This window comes from Polaromonas sp. P4_F9 (genome assembly GCF_056401235.1).
On record NZ_JBFUJT010000010.1, the window covers coordinates 161,255 to 178,001 of the forward strand.

18 protein-coding genes are annotated in these 16,747 nt (G+C 60.9%); 5 read left to right on the forward strand and 13 right to left on the reverse strand.

Features of this window, described 5'->3' with window-relative positions; all coding sequences use genetic code 11:
• Nucleotides 1-35 precede the first annotated feature (35 nt).
• Complete coding sequence (locus AC1DUB_RS11260) at nt 36-2,234, reverse strand: sodium-translocating pyrophosphatase (protein WP_477729576.1); 2,199 nt, start codon at nt 2,232-2,234, stop codon at nt 36-38.
• A gap of 286 nt (nt 2,235-2,520) precedes the next feature.
• Between AC1DUB_RS11260 and ppa the strand changes: the two genes are divergently transcribed.
• Complete coding sequence (ppa, locus tag AC1DUB_RS11265; protein ID WP_477729577.1) at nt 2,521-3,060, forward strand: inorganic diphosphatase; 540 nt, start codon at nt 2,521-2,523, stop codon at nt 3,058-3,060.
• Nucleotides 3,061-3,313: 253 nt separating this feature from the next.
• On the opposite strand, the gene AC1DUB_RS11270 is transcribed toward ppa, so the two are convergent.
• The 3 genes from AC1DUB_RS11270 to AC1DUB_RS11280 all read right to left on the reverse strand — a co-directional run bounded on the left by AC1DUB_RS11270 (nt 3,314) and on the right by AC1DUB_RS11280 (nt 6,309).
• On the reverse strand, nt 3,314-3,649 hold the full coding sequence (locus AC1DUB_RS11270) for a four-helix bundle copper-binding protein (RefSeq protein WP_477716850.1): 336 nt from the start codon (nt 3,647-3,649) through the stop codon (nt 3,314-3,316).
• 145 nt (nt 3,650-3,794) lie between these two features.
• Entirely contained in the window at nt 3,795-4,652 is an 858-nt protein-coding gene (locus tag AC1DUB_RS11275) for an alpha/beta hydrolase (RefSeq protein ID WP_477729578.1), read from the reverse strand.
• Nucleotides 4,573-6,309, reverse strand: a complete 1,737-nt coding sequence (locus AC1DUB_RS11280; RefSeq protein ID WP_477729579.1) for a wax ester/triacylglycerol synthase family O-acyltransferase — start codon at nt 6,307-6,309, stop codon at nt 4,573-4,575. Before AC1DUB_RS11280 ends, AC1DUB_RS11275 begins: the two co-directional genes overlap by 80 nt.
• A 366-nt stretch (nt 6,310-6,675) precedes the next feature.
• On the opposite strand from AC1DUB_RS11280, the gene AC1DUB_RS11285 reads away from it, so the two are divergent.
• Complete coding sequence (locus AC1DUB_RS11285) at nt 6,676-7,221, forward strand: phasin family protein (protein ID WP_477717220.1); 546 nt, start codon at nt 6,676-6,678, stop codon at nt 7,219-7,221.
• A gap of 197 nt (nt 7,222-7,418) precedes the next feature.
• On the opposite strand, the gene AC1DUB_RS11290 is transcribed toward AC1DUB_RS11285, so the two are convergent.
• Nucleotides 7,419-8,195: a hypothetical protein gene (locus AC1DUB_RS11290; protein WP_477729580.1), complete on the reverse strand. Its 777-nt coding sequence runs from the start codon at nt 8,193-8,195 to the stop codon at nt 7,419-7,421.
• A gap of 293 nt (nt 8,196-8,488) precedes the next feature.
• On the opposite strand from AC1DUB_RS11290, the gene AC1DUB_RS11295 reads away from it, so the two are divergent.
• Nucleotides 8,489-8,899: a low affinity iron permease family protein gene (locus tag AC1DUB_RS11295; protein WP_477729581.1), complete on the forward strand. Its 411-nt coding sequence runs from the start codon at nt 8,489-8,491 to the stop codon at nt 8,897-8,899.
• A 116-nt stretch (nt 8,900-9,015) separates the two neighbouring features.
• On the opposite strand, the gene AC1DUB_RS11300 is transcribed toward AC1DUB_RS11295, so the two are convergent.
• Together AC1DUB_RS11300 and AC1DUB_RS11305 are read right to left on the reverse strand one after the other, a co-directional pair.
• A complete protein-coding gene (locus AC1DUB_RS11300) occupies nt 9,016-9,378 on the reverse strand; it encodes a hypothetical protein (RefSeq protein ID WP_477716845.1) in 363 nt (120 codons plus the stop codon).
• A 330-nt stretch (nt 9,379-9,708) separates the two neighbouring features.
• The gene (locus tag AC1DUB_RS11305) at nt 9,709-11,082 is read right to left on the reverse strand and encodes a GNAT family N-acetyltransferase (RefSeq protein WP_477729582.1); all 1,374 of its coding nucleotides are present in this window, start codon (nt 11,080-11,082) and stop codon (nt 9,709-9,711) included.
• Between the two features lie 119 nt (nt 11,083-11,201).
• On the opposite strand from AC1DUB_RS11305, the gene AC1DUB_RS11310 reads away from it, so the two are divergent.
• Entirely contained in the window at nt 11,202-12,890 is a 1,689-nt protein-coding gene (locus tag AC1DUB_RS11310) for an NAD+ synthase (protein WP_477716843.1), read from the forward strand.
• An 81-nt stretch (nt 12,891-12,971) separates the two neighbouring features.
• Nucleotides 12,972-13,310, forward strand: a complete 339-nt coding sequence (locus AC1DUB_RS11315) for a P-II family nitrogen regulator (RefSeq protein ID WP_011483231.1) — start codon at nt 12,972-12,974, stop codon at nt 13,308-13,310.
• A 79-nt stretch (nt 13,311-13,389) separates the two neighbouring features.
• Here AC1DUB_RS11315 and AC1DUB_RS11320 read toward each other — a convergent pair whose 3' ends face one another.
• From AC1DUB_RS11320 to AC1DUB_RS11345, 6 genes are all read right to left on the reverse strand, one after another.
• Nucleotides 13,390-13,992: an LOG family protein gene (locus AC1DUB_RS11320; RefSeq protein ID WP_477716842.1), complete on the reverse strand. Its 603-nt coding sequence runs from the start codon at nt 13,990-13,992 to the stop codon at nt 13,390-13,392.
• Entirely contained in the window at nt 13,989-14,435 is a 447-nt protein-coding gene (locus tag AC1DUB_RS11325) for a diacylglycerol kinase (protein WP_477716841.1), read from the reverse strand. Before AC1DUB_RS11325 ends, AC1DUB_RS11320 begins: the two co-directional genes overlap by 4 nt.
• Nucleotides 14,436-14,471: 36 nt before the next feature.
• Nucleotides 14,472-15,050, reverse strand: coding sequence for an RDD family protein (locus AC1DUB_RS11330; RefSeq protein ID WP_477717219.1), 579 nt, complete (start codon nt 15,048-15,050; stop codon nt 14,472-14,474).
• Between the two features lie 84 nt (nt 15,051-15,134).
• Nucleotides 15,135-15,815: a DUF3106 domain-containing protein gene (locus AC1DUB_RS11335; protein ID WP_477729583.1), complete on the reverse strand. Its 681-nt coding sequence runs from the start codon at nt 15,813-15,815 to the stop codon at nt 15,135-15,137.
• A 120-nt stretch (nt 15,816-15,935) separates the two neighbouring features.
• Nucleotides 15,936-16,367, reverse strand: a complete 432-nt coding sequence (locus tag AC1DUB_RS11340; protein ID WP_477716839.1) for a DUF3619 family protein — start codon at nt 16,365-16,367, stop codon at nt 15,936-15,938.
• The coding region (locus tag AC1DUB_RS11345; RefSeq protein WP_477729584.1) for an RNA polymerase sigma factor at nt 16,364-16,747 on the reverse strand (384 nt) is incomplete at its 5' end. The genes AC1DUB_RS11345 and AC1DUB_RS11340, both read right to left, overlap by 4 nt.

Below are 16,747 nucleotides of genomic sequence, written 5' to 3' on the forward strand. Positions count from 1 at the left end.
GCCCGCCGAGGCGGGCTCTTGATGCGCAAGACACCTTATTTGGATGCTGGTGCAGCTGGCACTGCCGGAGCCATGGGTATGGCCGCCATTGGTGCAGGCGTCACCGGAGCTGGCGCAGACACTGCTGCAGGCGCCGCCACCGGCATGACCGGCGCTGCGTTGGCCGGTCCGCCATGGAACTTCATCATCAATGGCACGATCAGCAGCGCCACGATGTTGATGATCTTGATCAGCGGGTTCACGGCCGGACCAGCGGTGTCCTTGTAGGGGTCGCCCACGGTGTCGCCGGTCACGGCGGCCTTGTGCGCTTCCGAGCCTTTGCCGCCATGGTTGCCGTCTTCAATGTATTTCTTGGCGTTGTCCCAGGCACCGCCGCCGGTACACATCGAGATCGCCACGAACAGGCCGGTGACGATGGTGCCCATCAGCATGCCGCCCAGCGCCTTGGGGCCCAGCACCAGGCCGACCAGAATCGGCACCACCACCGGCAGCAGCGACGGGATCACCATTTCCTTGATCGCCGCGGTGGTCAGCATGTCCACGGCCTTGCCGTACTCGGGCTTTGCCGTGCCTTCCATGATGCCTTTGATCTCGCGGAACTGGCGGCGCACTTCCACCACCACCGAGCCGGCGGCGCGGCCCACGGCCTCCATCGCCATGGCGCCGAACAGGTAGGGGATCAGGCCGCCGATGAACAGGCCCACGATCACCATCGGGTCGCTCAGATCAAAGCTGATGGCGTTGCCATAGCCTTCCAGCTTGTGGGTGTAGTCGGCAAACAGCACCAGCGCGGCCAGGCCGGCCGAGCCGATGGCGTAGCCCTTGGTCACGGCCTTGGTGGTGTTGCCCACCGCATCCAGTGGGTCGGTGATCTCTCGTACGCTGGCGGGCAATTTGGACATTTCGGCAATGCCGCCGGCGTTGTCAGTGATCGGGCCATAGGCGTCCAGCGCCACCACAATGCCGGCCATGCTCAGCATGGCGGTGGCTGCGGTGGCAATGCCGTACAGCCCGGCCAGCGAATAGGCCGTCATGATGGCGATACAGACGCAGAGCACCGGCCACGCGGTGGAACGCATGGACACACCCAGGCCCGCAATGATGTTGGTGCCGTGACCGGTGGTGGACGCTTGCGCGATGTGCTGCACCGGCGAGTACTGCGTGCCGGTGTAGAACTCGGTGATCCAGACCAGCGCACCGGTCAGTATCAGGCCGACGGCGCAGGCGCCGAACAGGCGTATCTGCGTGCCGGAGGCGGCAATCGCGTTGTCAGGCATCAGCCACATCGTGACGAAGTAGAAGGCGATCAGCGACAGCACGCCGGCCACGGCCAGGCCCCTGTACAGCGCCGGCATCACGTTCTTCATGCCGGGCGAAGCCTTGACGAAGAAGCAGCCGATGATGGACGCCACGATGGACACGGCACCGAGTGCCAGCGGGTAGACCACAGCGTTGAGCGGGGCAGCCGCCACCAGCAGGGCGCCCAGCACCATGGTGGCAATCAGCGTCACCGCGTAGGTTTCAAACAGGTCGGCAGCCATGCCGGCGCAGTCGCCCACGTTGTCGCCCACGTTGTCGGCGATCACGGCCGGGTTGCGCGGATCATCTTCGGGAATGCCGGCCTCGACCTTGCCCACCAGGTCGGCGCCGACGTCAGCGCCTTTGGTGAAAATGCCGCCGCCCAGACGGGCGAAGATCGAGATCAGCGAAGCGCCGAAGGCCAGGCCGATCAGCGGGTTGAGCAATTCAGCCAGCTTGCGGTCGGGCGTGTAGTTGCCGTTGCCCACCAGGAACCAGTAAAAGGAGGTCACACCCAGCAGGCCGAGACCGACCACCAGCATGCCGGTGATGGCGCCGCCGCGAAAGGCGACGTCGAGTGCCGGGCCTATGCCGCGGGTGGCGGCCTGTGCGGTGCGTACATTGGCACGCACCGATACATTCATGCCGATGAAGCCGCAGGCCCCTGACAGCACGGCTCCGATCACAAAGCCGATGGCGGTTTTCCCATCCAGGAAGAAGCCGATCAGCAGGGCCAGGACCACGCCAGCAATCGCGATGGTTTTGTACTGCCGGGCCAGGTAGGCCGCGGCGCCGGTCTGGATGGCGGCCGCAATTTCCTGCATGCGTGCATTGCCGGCGTCCTGGGAAAGAATCCAGCTGCGTGCCCAGATGCCGTACCCCACGGCAATAAGCCCGCAGACGAGCGCAAGAATGAGCGCTGAGTTGCCTGTCATAGAGATCTCCTTGTTTTTCGCTTGGAGGGGGTAGCAACGCTAGTGTGGTGTGAAACCCCCGCTGCGTTGCTTCCTCGCTGCTTCCAACATGCTTGGAGACGATTGGCCAACTCGCGCAATTTACTGCCAAAACATGACAAATTGACGACCCGTAAGGTATGAATCAGTAAAATGAGGGTAAATCCTGAGTAGCTAAATCCAGCGGTTGACTCCCTCAGCCAACACCGCCTGCTGCAACGTTTCGTGTTCTTTTCTTTCCCTTTCTTTTTATCAACATCAATCGACCATGTCCCTAGATAAAGTTTCTCCCGGAAAAAACGTTCCTGAATCCTTCAATGTGATCATCGAAATTCCGATGAACGCTGACCCGGTGAAATACGAAGTCGACAAGGAGTCGGGCGCGATTTTTGTCGACCGCTTCATGAGCACGTCCATGCACTACCCGACCAACTACGGCTATGTGCCCAAAACCATCAGCGGCGATGGCGACCCGGTGGATGTACTGGTCATCACGCCCGTGCCGCTGATTCCCGGCGTGGTGGTGACTTGCCGCGTGATCGGCATTTTGAAAATGACCGACGAGGCTGGCGAAGACGGCAAGGTGCTGGCCGTGCCCATCGACAAGAAGTGCTCGCTCTACAGTCATTGGCAAAAGCCTGAAGACATGAACCCGCTGCGCCTGAAAACCATCGCGCATTTCTTTGAGCACTACAAAGACCTCGAAGAGGGCAAATGGGTCAAAGTGCAGGGATGGGAAGGCCCGGAGGCTGCGAAGAAGGAAATTACCGACGGCATTGCCAACTACGCCAAGGCGAACAAGGCCTGAGGCCAGGGGCTGGTAAATTGCTGAAGGGGCTGGCGCTTTTTTGGTGCTCTTGCCTCTTCAACTTCAGATAGATCCAGGATGGCTATAAAAAAGATAGCAAAAAACCACCGCACACATCTTGCAAAAAGCGCCTGCACTGAACTGTGCAGGCGCTTTTTTATGGCGCCTGGTCGTGGCAGGGGTGTCCGAACCGGCGCATTGCGGACTTTTCAGCGCGTGGCGCCAGGGTGGGATGTCAGGATGCCTGGCAACTTCACACCACGGCCATGCCGGCGCAGGATTCCGCGCATTTCCGGCAGGCCTGCACGCAGTCATCCATCTCGCCAATGGCTTCGCAGCTGGTGGCGCAAGCCTCGCAAATTTCGGCGCACAGGGCGCAAAGTTTGGGCACGTACTCAGAGCCGCTGAGCTGCAAATTGGCCGATGTCTGGCAGATATCCGCACAGGTCAGCATCAGGCTGAAATGGTCGGGGTCGATGTGCTTGCCGCCGACCTGGAGGCAATGCGTCATGGCCGTCTGCAGGCACACCTGGTGGCAGTGGGTACAGGCCTCGATACAAGGCTGCATGCTGGTGATGGTGTGGTCCATGGAATGTTCCGCGATGAAGTGCGTGGCCATTCATTTTGGGTCGCGCAGCCATCCCGCGGCTAGCAGACGGTGTCAACTGTTGTTGTAGGCGCAGGCTGACGCCACCTGCCGCCTGTTTGATGCCAGCGACTGCCCGCAAGGCTGCTCAGGCGGTGCGTGCCGGATCGGGATAAATCAGGCCGTGGATTCGGCCTCTGCGGCCTTTGTCTTCTGCTGCAAAGGGGCGCCACTGGCCCTCGGCCTGCGCCAGACGGTCGGCGATGGCCCACCAGGCGCTGGGATTGACTCCCAGTCCAATGTGGCTGGCCACCACCTCGATGTTCTCGGTGTAAGGGTTGCTCGTGCAGGGCGACTGAATGCTCCCTTGCCAGGCCACAATGCCATCGGTGCGCGAATAGATGCTGGTGGTTGGCACCGGCGGTGCGGTGGGCAGGTCGTAGTTTTCCGCTTCGCGCTCAATGCTGCGGCCGCTCGCCAGTTCGTAAATACGCCAGGCGTTGGTGGATTTGTGTGAAGCGGAAAAGGGCGTTCCCAATGTGATCACGCCGCGCACCATGTGAGGCAATTCCTTGGCCAGTTCCCGCGCGTACACGCCGCCCAGGCTCCAGCCGACGAGGCTGACCTTGCGACCGGTGGATTCAAAAGTGCGCGTGAGCTGGGCCTTGGCTTCGTCAATCACGCCGGCGCGCGGGCCCAGGTTGAAACCCTGCTCCCAGCCCCAGGCCTTGTAGCTGAGCGACTGCAGGTAATGGCGCAGCGGCACGGTGGAGACATCGTTGGCAGAAAGGCCCGGAAACACCATCACGGCATGGCCATCACCCTCGGGCGCGCGTGCCAGCAGCGGCCATGAGGGAAGCAGGGCGCCAAATTCCCAGACAGCACGCAACTCCAGCGCCAGCAGCCAGGCGCTGGGCGGCGCAATGTCATGCGGGCCTGGCTGGCTTGGGGGTTGTTGTGCGCTGGATGCGTGGGGTGTGGGTTTTTTGCGGAACGTGCTTGCCATGGCTCGGAGCATTGGACGTTTTGGTGTTGTTATGGATGGAAACAGTATCGGGGCGTCTGCGTCTTTTTCCAGAGGGAGGCTCCTCTAACCTGGCTGCGTTGGTCACGTTCAGGACGGCAGTTTTGCGGGTTTTTACGGGTGTTTTTACCGCCGGCGGCCCACTTGGGGTTGCAGCGGGAGCGGGTGCTGTACCGACCATCAATGCCTGCGCTTGCTCGAAAGCAGCTTCGATCGCCTTGGCCAGATCCTGTGCATGCGGCAGCGCTTTCTTGTCGCCAATGATGCCGAAATCAACATGGCCGGCATAGGTCTGGATGGTGATGTTGAGCGCCAGACCATGCATGATGATGGACAGCGGGTGGAAGGTCAGAAAGCGGGCGCCGGCCAGGTACAGGGGCACCGCTGGTCCTGGTACATTGGAAATCGCGAGGTTTGCCACCATCGGCAGGCGGTTGGCCAGGCCGCTTTTGCCGTAGGCATTCAGCGCCAGCCTGGCCGCGCCGCCCACCAGCCACGGCGCCAGTAGCGAAGGGTAGTTGGTCGGCAGCAGGCCTTTCAGGCTTTGCAGGGAGTCTTTCACCTTGCCTGTGGACGCCATGATGGCGTTCAGGCGCTTGAGGGGATGCGCCAGGTGCGTGCCCAGCTCCACCAGGCTCATGCTCACCTGGTTGCCCAGGTTGCTCGTGTCGGTGGCGCCATTTTCACGCAGCGAGACCGGCATGGCCGCCACCAGGGATTTTTTGGGCAGGCTGTGATGCTGCGTGAGGTAATCGCGCAGGGCGGTCGAGCAGATCCACAGCACCACGTCGTTAAACGAGCCGCCCACGGCCTTGCCCATGGCCTTGCATTCAGCCAGCGGAATGGTGGCCGTGACGAAAACCCTGCCCGAGCCTATGCCCGCATTGAACGGCGAGGGCGGCGCCAGCTTCATCGGCATCTTCGGCCGCACGCCGGTGGCCGAACTGCCAAGCGATTGTTTGGCCAGCGTGCGGCCGAAGGTGCCGGCTGCCGCTGGCAATGACTTGGCCACCTTGACCAACTGGCCCAGCGAGCTGGAAAACACCGAGCCGATCATCTTGCCGACCTTGAGATCAGCCTCCAGCCTGCGGCGGCGGCCGGGGTCGGGCGGAGGCACCTCACGTGGCACCGGGCTGACGTCCAGCAGGGCGTTGGCCAGCATCACGCCGCCTTTTCCGTCCAGGGCCGCATGATGGATTTTGGAGAAAAAACCGGCCACGATCTTGCCTCCCTGACTGGCAGGCAGCTTGATGCGGTCAAAAATATAAAACTCCCAGAGCGGAAAGTTGCGGTCAATCAGCTCCCCATGCAATTGCGCGCACAGCTTGTGCACCTCGGCCAGCGTCATGGGTGCAGCGCCTTTTTTCGTGGCGTCGGCGCGGCGAATGTGAAAGCCGATGTCCACCGAGTCAGCCTCAACCCACAGCGGATGACCCAGGTCCAGCGGCATGAACACCAGCTTGCGGCTGAACACTGGCGCCAGGTGCATGCGTTTGGCAATGTGCCTGGTGACTTCTTTATGAAAGCTGCCCTTGAAGCCGGCCGGCAGTTCACACAGGTTCAGCGAGCCCACATGCATGGGCATTTCGGGAGTTTCCAGGTAGAGGAAGGTCGCATCGAGGCCGGTGAGCGATTTCATGGTTATTGTCTCCGTGGAGGACGTTAACCGAGCGGGGAGGGTTGCGACAGTAGGGTTTGCCGTAGAGAAGCCCAACCCAATGAGCCGCTGCGCAGGGACACCCCGGAAGCTGTGGCGCATCGCCCCCAGCCACTGCGTCATGGCACGTCAGGACACCCGCCGTGGCTTTGCGCCTTCGCAAGTACAAGCTGTTGCAATTCAACAGCTAGACCGGCCTCCCTAGAATTTGCTGCGGCGCAACAAAATTACTTGCGAATGTTCTGGTTTTCTCCATAATAGAGTCCATGCTGCACTGCAACATAAATAACCGGAAACGGGTTTATGCAGGGCAGACGCCCAGAACGTCCATCAACCCAGGAGCTTTCAATGACCTACACAGCTGAACAACTCATCGCGACCAACCAGGCTAACGTCGACGCCCTGGAAGGCCTGACGACCCACACTTTTGCCGGATTCGAAAAACTGGTCGAGTTGAACCTGGCGGCCTCCAAGGCTGCTTTGGCTGAGTCTTTCAACTACGCGCGAGCCGCTCTGGGCGCCAAAGATGCGCAGCAGCTGCTGGCCCTGCAAACCGGCTTGCTTCAGCCCCTGGCCGAGAAGTCGGCTTCCTATGGCAACCATGTCTACAGCGTTGCCGCTGAAACCGGAGCCGTATTCACCAAGGCTTTTGAAGCCAAGGTGGACGAAGCAAAAAAAGCTTTTGCCGTCGCGGTGGAAAATATGACGAAGAACGCCCCCGCTGGAACCGAGTCCGCTGTTGCTGCTTTCAAGAGCGCTGTGAACGTGAGCCAGAACGCTATCGAAACCGCCCAGGGAACGGCAAAGAAGGCCGTCGAACTGGCTGAGGCCAACTTCACGGCCGTGACCAAGCAGGCTGTCAGTGCAGGCGCCGCTGCTTCCAGGAAGCGTTAATGGTTGATTGGGTTGATTGCCTTACGACATAAAGGCATCAATAAGCAACTGCTTTCCGGCAGTGAAAATTCTGGAACAGTCCCTCAAGAAATGCCTCGCTATCGCGGGGCATTTTCATTTTTGTTGCTGGCTCCGTTGTTTTTGCGTTTTCCCCTGGCCGATCTTCAGCGGCAGCGGAACTTGTCTCAATTCCTGTCTCAATTCCGCTCGGCATCCGCGAGCATTCCCTGTTCATCATCGGTTAATCCAGCCACAGGCGTAGCCTTGGCCAGTGCCATCCATACCCCCAGCGGCAAGGGCTGTCGTGAGCGCCGGGGCGCTGCGCGGGCGACGGCCAGGCAATTGGCCTCCATCACCATGACGCCGCACTCCAGCGGGATCTCATCGGCCGTGCCAATGGGCCGGCCTTTGGCGTCGCAGCCCAGCACGTACCAGCATTCGCCGCCCAGGTCCAGATAGGCGGCACGTTTTTCGGGGCGGCGAAGGTCGCCCAGCAAGTCGGCGCGATGGACCTTGACCTCGTGCACGATGGGGTCCACATACTCCTGCACCGAGGTATTGCGGATAGAAAACACGTCAGGGCGTGCCATGCACCAGCGCGCTGGCACGCCTTCGCCAACGGCAGGCAATTGCGCACGCAGGCCGAGGCCACGCCAGGTGATGCGACCCGCGCGCACCATCTCGCAGGCCACGCGCTCGACCAGTGCCTCGTGCTTCGACAACGCCGCACGGTTGCGTACCAGGGTGGCGGCGAGGTAGGCCACGCCCGTATCGGTGACCCGCAAGGTTTCATGGCCTGCCGGGCCGGCTATGCGCTGCAGCAGGCCGGCCGCCAGCAGTTCAATTTCCAGCACATCCTGGCAGGGCCAGCCGGCGGAGCGGTAGATCTCGCGCAGGCGCCGGGCGTGCGCGCGGCCGAGCGGCGCAGTGAGCGATGCTTCCTGGGTAGTGGTGGCGGGCTGGGTGTCGGTCATGGCACAGAAGTTTCGATTTTGCCTCGCAGCCGGGGCATGTGCACTGCATGGTCACTTGGTCAGGATTCACGGCAAGGGGGGTCAGGCTCTCCCGGCTGCCGTGAAATCACGTGCGTGCGGCCGCCATCCTGCGTGCTAATCTTGACATTGATTCGCCCCTCGTCCTTCACATGGATTGATCATGGCCATACAGCATGCAGACATCAAGTGCATCTCTATCCAGCCTGTTGGCCCGATAGCCCCCGGCTTGCAAGCCCTGCCGGATTCGTCCGGCGCCGAAAGAGAGGCTCGGTATGCATAACCACGCCTGGTATTCCCGGTTTGCGAAGGTGGCGGCGCATTTTTGCGGCCGGCCGAGGGTGTTTGTCCTTGCCGTTGCCATCATCGCTGTCTGGGTCGTGACCGGGCCCCTGTTCGGCTTCAGTGACACCTGGCAATTGGTCATCAATACCGGCACCACGATCATCACATTCTTGATGGTCTTCCTGATTCAGAACACCCAGAACCGGGATACTGAGGCGATCCAGGTGAAACTCGATGAACTCATTCGTGCAACCCAGGGTGCGCATAACGCTCTTCTCGATCTGGAGGAACTGGAGGAGGGGAGTCTCGATGCATTCCGGGCCAGGTACGAAGCACTTGCCGCGGTAGCGAGGGCGGAGTTAACGCGTGGATTGCAGGACACCGGAACGCCAGAGCCCTGAAGCACCCGTAGTTGAAACGCGCCGCAGTTGAAACACCCGGGAGTGGTGGGTCCGGACCGGCCATTCGGGCAGTTGCTGATTGGAGAGGATTGGTATGAGCCGGTACCAATGTGCCCTCAGCCGCGAATCTCAAACCGCGCATCTCCCATCTTTTTGCCCAATGGCCTGAACGCGGCCACGATGGCATCGGCTTCAGCCTTTTCCCACAGCGCGATGACCTGTTGCTCAGCCTCGGCTAGCGATTCAAGGGGCGAGTTTTCGTTGAGTGTGCGCACGAGCAGGCAGGCCTGCAGCGTGGGCAGCACGCTATCGGGCCCGCCCAAGGCAAATTCAAGGGCCATGCGAAAGCGCAGTTCGGCGGCGCTCCGCTGGGCGGCGCTCAGGCCGGGGGCGTCGACCAGTTTGACGGTGTAGGCGGCGGGGGGGGGGCAGTAGTCATGGCCAATTGTCGCGGGCGAATGACGCCATCCGGGCGCCATCAGGCAGTTTGTGTCTGGCGGGTGCGCCGTCCTACAGTGAAATCACTGGTGTCTGACAGCAGGCGTGCATGCTAGTCTTTAAATTAACTCATCTCCTCTCCTCCTTCAGACTTCCGATTGCCCATGGCCATACAAAATGCAGACCTCAGCCGACCCGACGCCAAACCTGCCAGCCCGGCAGCTCCAGCGTTACAAACCTCGGCTTCAGCAGCGAAACAGCCTGCACCGTCCGGGAAAACCGCCCATGCCTGGCCATTCATGGTGCGTCCGGGAGATGAGGCGAAGGCGCAGTGACGTAGTGAATGACGGGTGCCCTGCCTGGATGGCGCCTTACGTGGCCTGCCTGAAGGGGCTGCGCCGCTCCAGCTCTTCCATGTAGTTTTCAATTCCTGCGCCTTCGCGGGCGAGGAAGCGCTCGACGGCGTCGGCAAACGAGGGGTGTGCCAGCCAGTGGGCGCTGGTGGTTTTGACAGGCAACAGGGCTCTGGCCATTTTGTGCTCGCCCTGCGCGCCACCTTCAAAGCGCTGGTAGCCGTGTTCTATGCACCAGGCCAGCGGCTGGTAGTAACAGGCTTCAAAGTGCAGGCAGTCGACCCGCTCCAGGGCGCCCCAGTAGCGGCCATAGGCTATTTTGGGTGAATTTTTTAAGTTCGACTGATCTGTAGCCTCAGCCCCTGTAGATCCTGGATCGACAGCTATCAAACTAGTAGCTATTTTGCGTCCCCGTCGTTCCGCTACAAATAGCAGCCAGTTCTCGGGCATGGTGCGGGCCATGCGCGCGAAGAAGTCGCGGCTGAGATATGGCGCGTTGCCATGCTCGTAATAGGTGCGTTCGTAGCACCGGTAAAAGAAGTCCCAGTCCCCTTTGCTGATGCCCTCGCCCAGAGACCAGCGGAAGGTCACGCCAGCTTCAGCGACCTTGCGTCGCTCCTGACGGATTTTTTTGCGCTTTTCCTGGCTGAGGGTCATCAGGAAGTCGTCGAAGTCGCGGTAGCCGCATCCGCTATCGTTTTGGCAAGAAGTGTCTCCGGTGCTCCCTGAGCTGCCTGTCCTGTGCAGCACCGAAAGGGCGGAAGAGCTGACCGAGGCGGGAGTTGCACCGGCAGGCTCAGCCCGACCGGAACCGGTTTCAGTGGTCGGGGGGAGGTTATTGCTTTTGCTTTTGTTCTGCCAGTGAAACTGCACGTTGTGGCGCAGCATCAAGCCTGCTTCTTCGCAGGCCGCTACGTCCTCGTCAGCCGCAAACAGCAGGTGCAGTGACGAGAGCTTTTCTTTTTCGCACCAGGCCACGAGCGCCTGGATCAGCAATGTGCGTGTCGCCGCGTCGCGTGCGAGCAGCCGCGCGCCGGGTACCGGGGTGAAGGGCGGGGCAACCACGGCTTTGGGGTAGTAGGCCAGGCCGTGCTGCTGGTAGGCGTTGGCCCAGGCCCAATCAAATACGTATTCGCCGTAGGAGTGGGTCTTGAGGTAAAGCGCGCAGGCGCCCGCCAGCACATCGCCCTGCCAGAGGGTGATGATGCGGGGCGTCCAGCCGGTCTCGGGCGTGGCGCTGCCGCTCTCATGCATTGCCGCCAGGTATTCATGGCGCATGAAGGGGTTCATGCCGCTGTCCGGACTTTGCGCCATCAGCAGGGAATTCCACGCAGTGCTGCTGATTGCCAGCGGCGAATCCAGCACGCGGATGACATAATTGTTTTCAGGCACGCAATCCCCCATACACCCTGAGTTCAGCCTGCCCTGAGCTTGTCGCCGGGGCCAGGGGTTGTGTGCATTGATTGACCAAGGCTTCGACAAGCTCAGCCCGAACGGAATTTGTTGTTTTCATGACCCTCAAAATCTGCGTTGCCCAATTGAACTACTGCGTGGGCGACATGCCGGGTAACGCGCAAAAAATCATTGATGCGGCCCGCACTGCCTATGCGGATGGTGTGCGCTTGCTGCTCACGCCCGAGATGGCGATTTGCGGCTACGCGGCCGAAGACCTGTTTTTGCGCCCATCTTTCATCCAAGCCTGTGATGATGCCGTGAATCTGGTGGCCCGTGAGCTGGCCGGGTTAAAAGGCCTGACGGTGGTGGTGGGCACACCTACGCGCGGCGACAACGGCAAGGGCCTGCGCACCAAGAGCGTGGAAGTACAGCAGCGCTACAACGCCGCCAAGGTGTTGCATGAAGGGCGCACCCTTGAAACCTATGCCAAGCGTGAGCTGCCCAATTACCAGGTGTTTGACGAGCGCCGCTACTTCACACCCGGGCAAGGCGTGTGCGTGTTTCAGGCCGGGGAGGGCGAAGACGCTATCAGCATCGGCCTGCTGATCTGCGAAGACGCCTGGTTTGAAGAACCGGCGCGGCTGGCCAAAGCGGCCGGCGCCGAACTGCTGGCCGTCATTAACGCCTCGCCGTTCCACGTGGGCAAGGGAGGCGAGCGCGAGCTGATGATGCGCAGCCGGGTGCAGGCCACCGGCCTGCCGCTGGTCTATGCGCATCTGGTGGGTGGTCAGGACGAGATCGTGTTCGAAGGCCATTCGTTTGCACTGCAAGCCGACGGCGCATTGGCCGGACGGGCTGAAAGTTTCAAGGAGAATTTTTTTGTAGTTCAGGCGGAACGTACGCCGGATGCTATCAAATTAGTAGCTGATATTGAACCAGATCGCAGCAACGAAGCCGACTTGTGGGACGCGCTCGTGCTCGGCGTGCGCGATTACCTGGGCAAAAATGGCTTTCCAGGCGCGATTCTGGGCCTGTCAGGTGGCATCGACTCAGCTCTGGTGCTGGCCATCGCGGTGGACGCGCTGGGCGCCGACAAGGTGCGTACGGTCATGATGCCGTCCCCTTATACGGCTGACATTTCATGGGTGGATGCGCGTGAGATGGCGCAGCGCCTGAAGGTGCGCTATGACGAGATTTCCATTGTTCCCGAGTTTGAAGCTTTCAAGGGCTCGCTGGCCCATGAGTTCAAGGGCCTGAAGGAAGACACAACCGAAGAAAACATCCAGGCGCGCATTCGCGGGGTGTTTCTGATGGCGCTGAGCAACAAGTTTGGCTCCATCGTGCTCACCACCGGCAACAAGAGCGAGATGGCCACCGGGTATTGCACGCTGTATGGCGACATGGCTGGCGGCTTTGCGGTCATCAAGGATCTTGCCAAGACGACGGTGTTCAAGCTGGCGCGCTGGCGCAACGAAAATGATCCGTATGGGACGGGTGCCAATCCGATTCCCGAGCGTGTCATCACGCGGCCGCCGAGTGCCGAGCTGCGCCCCGACCAGACCGACCAGGACAGCCTGCCGCCCTACGAGGTGCTGGACGCGATCCTGGAGCGCTACATGGAAAACGACCAGAGCGTGGAAGCCATCATTGCCGCCGGCTATGAGCGCGCGGTAGTTGAGCGCGTGGCCAGGCTCATCAAGATCAACGAGTACAAACGCCGCCAGGCCCCGGTGGGCATCCGGGTCACACACCGCAGTTTTGGCAAGGATTGGCGCTATCCTATTACCAGCAAATTTCGCGCCTAGAGCCGGGCTTGGGAGCCGCATTGGCGCTACATTCAAGGCAGTAGCCAATATTCAGAATTCAGAACCAACGGAGATCTTTCAGTGAAACAAATTACCGCGATCCTTAAACCCTTCAAGCTGGAAGAAGTCCGGGAGGCCCTCGCTGAATGTGGGGTCACTGGCCTCACCGTGACCGAAGTCAAGGGTTTCGGTCGCCAGAAAGGCCATACCGAACTCTACCGTGGCGCCGAATACGTGGTCGACTTCCTGCCCAAGGTCAAGGTGGAAGTGGTCGTGAAAACCGACGACGTGGAACGCTGCGTGGACGCCATCGTGCGCGCGGCACGTACCGGCAAGATCGGCGACGGCAAGATTTTCATCACCGCCGTCGAGCGCACGGTGCGTATCCGTACCGGCGAAGAGGACGAAGCGGCCGTTTAACCGGCCCCCACGCCCGTCACTTCGTGTACGGGGCGGCCCTTCGCTGCGTTCGGTGGCTACGGCGTTCTGCCGGGCAGCGTTAAATCTGGTCCAGCCGTGCGGTGGACGCCGTCATGCCCGCCGCCTGCACCAGTTGCTCCAGCAGCGCCTGCGCGTCCTGGCCGGTGCAAATCAGTTCCATCTGCCAGTCGCTCATGAAGCCGCTTTTGACGGCAGAGCCCAGAAACGCCAGCAGGCTGTCGTAATGGCCGGCCATGTTGAGCAGGCCCACGGGTTTGTCGTGGTAGCCGAGCTGGCGCCAGGTCCAGACTTCAAAAAACTCCTCCAGTGTGCCGATGCCGCCCGGCAGCGCCAAAAACGCATCGGCATGCTCAGCCATGATGCGCTTGCGCTCGTGCATGGTGTCCACTATGTGCAGCTCTGTGCAACCGGTATGGGCCCATTCCTTTTCCACCAGTGCCTTGGGAATCACGCCCAGCACGCGCCCACCTGCTGCCAGTGCAGCGTCTGCCATGATGCCCATCAGCCCATTGCGGCCACCGCCGTAGACCAGCTGGCCGCCGTGTCTGCCTATCCAGCTGCCGACTTCACGCGCCACCGCGGCAAATTCAGGGGTATTTCCGGGCCGGGAGCCGCAGTAGACACAGACGGAAAAAGCGGGTTTCAGGGTGCTGGAATTCATGCTGCAAACCGCTGAAACAGGGCCAGAGCCCACGTGCCTGCGCAAAGCAGCAGGCTGAGCAGCACGGCGGCGCTGCCCATGTCCTTGGCGCGCTTGGAAAGGTCATGCCACTCGGGACCAATGCGGTCAATCGCGGTTTCAATCCCGGTATTGAGCAACTCGACAATCATGATGAGAATGACCGTGCCGGCCAGTAAAACGGTTTCGACCCAGGTTCGACCCAACCAGAAGGCGGTCGGAACCAGCACGATGGAGGCAATGGCTTCCTGGCGAAAAGCCACTTCGTGCCAGCCGGCGCGCAAACCGGCGACAGAGTAGCCCAAGGCGTGCCAGACGCGGGAGAGGCCCTTGCGGTGTTTTTGAGGGTTGACGGGGTCGTTGGTGGTCACTCGAGGGATGGTGCTGGCTGCTGCGGTAGCTGAAAACGGGGCTTGTTCGGACATGGGGGCATTGTCTCGCAGCTTTGTGGCATGTTGATGTTAGGACGGATCGGGGGCTACTGGGTTGTTCTTCGGCTTGCGCTTGCCTTCGCGCTTTTGTTTTTCGGGCGCCACCCAGGTCACCAGCCTCGTGCCAGCCCAGGCGTCGTGCCAGAATTGCCGTTCGGGATGAAAGCGCGCCAAAATCGCCCAAATGGCGACCCAGCCCAGCGTCAATACGCCCCCTTCCGCACCTGAAAGGCCGAGCAGCCAGCTCGCACCGAGCGGCGGCAGAAACCACAGCCAGCTCAGCAGGTAGCGCAGCAGGGCGCGTTGCTGGGTAATGGGAGCGCCGTTTACATCGACCACGCGGATGTTCCAGGTCTTCATGGCAAGTGTCTGGCCTTTCGCCCAGAACCAGACAAAGTAAATGCCGAAAATGACAAAAACAAAGGCCTGCAAGGCATGGCGATTGTCCAGCGCATTGCGCGTCTGGCTAAGGGTGCCGAACAGATAGCCGGCGATGAAGACCACCCCGAACATGAGCAGGCCTTCATAGACCCAGCAGGCCATGCGCCTGGGAAGTGATGGTGTAGGCGGAAGAGGGGTAGGTGTGTTAACCGGAGTGTTGGATACTATCAATTTTATAGCGCCAAGTAGGCGCCCCAAATGGCTGCGGCACTGCTTATTAAATAACCTCGGCCAGTATGCACACTGGCGGGTTCAGCGCTGGGGTGCGGTACCGGGTCGGCTGTTGGCGGCTTCACCCGGGCGCGGTGCCGATGGGTTGCCGGCCTCCGCCGGTTGTGAAGGCATGATTTTAGGCGCAGGCTTGGGGGCCGGCTTGTTGGTATGGGGCGGAACGGCGGCGAGTTTCTGCGGAGCCACCGGCTTGACAGCCGTGGCGGCGCCAGTCGGCTTGGGGCTGGCCTTGGCAGCCAGCTTCTGTTTTTCTTCGGCGCTCAGGGCCTGGTAAGTTTCCCACTTGGCTTTTTTCTCTTCCGGCGTCAATTGCCCGGACAGTTCCTTTGTTTTGCCAAAGTTGAGCCGTGCCTGCGCGCGTTGCTGGGGGCTCAACATGACCCAATCGTTCATGCGGCTGTGCATGGTGGCCTGGCCTTCGGGAGGCAGCGAGGGGTAATTTTTGGAGATTTCCAGCCATTTGCGCTTTTGCCCCTCATTGATGGCGTTCCAGCTTGAAGCCAGCGGCTTGAGCGCCTGCTGCTGCATGGGCGTGAGTTCTGCCCAGGTAGGGCGAGATATGGCGGGCTTGACCTGCGGCGGCGCCAGGGATGGCTTGCCGGTTACCGGTGCGCTGGCGGGGGCTGCAGGCTGGGCTGCCTGGGCGAGACAGAAGGTGGGCAAGGCCAGCAGGCTGCTCACCAGCAGCCCAAGCGACAGCAACCGCAGCCTCAAAACCCGGCCACCCGGCGCTTGGCACATCAAACAAGGTGGACGGTTCGCTAGCGGTAGGACGTGTAAGGCTGCTTGCGCGATCATTTGAGCAATGAGGAACGTCGGGGCTTAGCGCGTAGCCTTGAGAAACTGGACGAAGCCGGGATCTGCGAATGCGTCGGGCGGTAGTTCATCGGTCAGCAGGGCCACGTCCACTTCGGCCAGTTCCCGGGCCTGGTTGTCGTTTTGAATCGAATTGATGACCAGCAAGCCGACCACCAGCGCGATGAGCGGTAGCACCGAGGCAATACGGGACCACCAGTTCAGGCCGTCATCGGAACCCCAAGTGAGCGCGGCGCCGCCGCCGGCATTGACAACGCTGCCGGCGGTTTCGGTTTTTGCGATTTTTCGCTGGGAAATCGCTTGGGCGCGGGCAGCACGCAGGCGTTCGGAGACGTCGTAAGGCAGGTCCGCTGCTCCAGAGGACAGGTACGAGACGGTTTTCAGGCCAAAACGATCCTGCAGGATATCGGCTCTTCTTTTATGTAATGAATTAGTCATAGTTTTAAACCTTTGGCGCTCAATGCTTTGCTGAGGGCCTGAACTGCACGGGAACAGTGCGTTTTCACGCTTCCTTCCGAGCAACCCATGGCAGCAGCCGTTTCAGCCACATCCATCTCCTCCCAGTAACGCATCAGAAACGCTTCCCGTTGACGGCCGGGCAGCTCCTTGACCGCCAGTTCGATTTCCCGCAATATCTGAGCCCGTTCTGTGGCGTCCTGGGCGCTCTCTGTACCTTCAGAGCTTGTCAGGGCCTCTAAAGTTTCCAGAAGATCAAAATCTCCGTCTTCACCCGGTGATTCGAAGTCGCTCATGTTTGAAAACAGGGCGTTTCGGGTCTTGCGACGACGAAACCAGTCCAGGGTGGTGTTGGACAAAAT